Below are 1,232 nucleotides of genomic sequence, written 5' to 3' on the forward strand. Positions count from 1 at the left end.
CTTTTCATTCTCATCGTTCTCTCTGTTCTATATTGTCTCCCTTTCCTGAAACTGTTATATATGGGCAAGAAGGGAAAGTACTGGAAACTATTATCTTCCCCTCTTGCCCAATTTTGCTTTTGATGGGAATAAAAAAGGGTAATTAAATTAACTAATCTGTTTTGCTAGGTCCATCTTACATCTGTTATAAAAGAAATTAAAAGCTCTCTGCCAATACTAGTAGTGTTGTTAGTTTTGATTCTCCTCTTTACTTGAGATAAAGAGCAGATCTTACAGCAAATTAATTAAAAGCATCCCTGTTTGTGGCGACAGTATACCTGGACATACTATTTGTAGCGACGCTATTTGTAAATGCTATCAGTTATCTGGTCGTCATTCCCTTATATCTTGCCCTGTTTTGTTTAGGCCTGCAGCTGGTCTGGCTTTCTATGAAGAAAAAAGCGATCAGTGAAGAAAATAAACAGTTAAAAGGAGAGCTTTATGCGGAAAGAAAGAAACATGAGCAGCTGCGCAACGCCCATTCCCTGATGCGCTTATTGCGGGACTTGCAACATGAATTTACAGCTCTTGAGCTCTTAGAGCTAGCCTTAGATGACCTGTTAAAAGAAGTCAATACTTCGATGCATCCATGGACTTGGATGGGCGATCAACTCTTACTGGAGCATGTGAAAGTGCAGGCAGAGTTGAAAGAGCTGATCAACCACAATCAGACAATTAAGACCCTGACCAGAGGCTTTGATCGAGCAGAACTGATTCTAAGAAAAAGCCAAACCTGTGACTTAACGGCAGAAGATAAAGAAATCTTACGGACAGAATTTGTTTTCATCTATGAGACATACTGTCGAAAGGCCATTGCTGGCCTGCACCTATTAAAAACTCCCCTGCCTAATTCAGCCATTGTGCCCTATGATTTACTTGAGTGTACCCACACTATTGAGCTACTAGAAAATTATTTTTCCTGCTTTCTGGAATAAACTTATCTTCATTGTACCTATCACAGGTGCTTCAAAAAAGGCTATAGGTCATCTGTTTAGCAATTGTTATAAATTTTGCACTCCTATTAGGAATCTACTTATAAAATAATACTTATTGCTCTTTAAAGTCCTAGAAAGTTGCTTAATATAAGATGGACCAATAACTGCACCTAAATAAATACAATTTTTAAGTAACCTGAAAGGGGAGGTTAAAGTAACTATTGCTAATAAGTAACATCGATTATTTTCTATAATTCA

At 37.5% G+C, this 1,232-nt stretch carries 1 protein-coding gene; it reads left to right on the forward strand.

From position 1 onward, the window contains the following. The first annotated feature begins 302 nt into the window (after nucleotides 1-302). Nucleotides 303-974 carry a hypothetical protein gene (locus tag Q0590_RS37305; RefSeq protein WP_302042780.1) on the forward strand — a complete coding sequence of 224 codons (672 nt, stop codon included), beginning with the start codon at nucleotides 303-305 and terminating at the stop codon, nucleotides 972-974. The last annotated feature ends 258 nt before the right edge of the window (nucleotides 975-1,232 follow it).

Source organism: Rhodocytophaga aerolata, assembly GCF_030503435.1.
Classification (GTDB): Bacteria; Bacteroidota; Bacteroidia; order Cytophagales; family 172606-1; genus Rhodocytophaga; species Rhodocytophaga aerolata.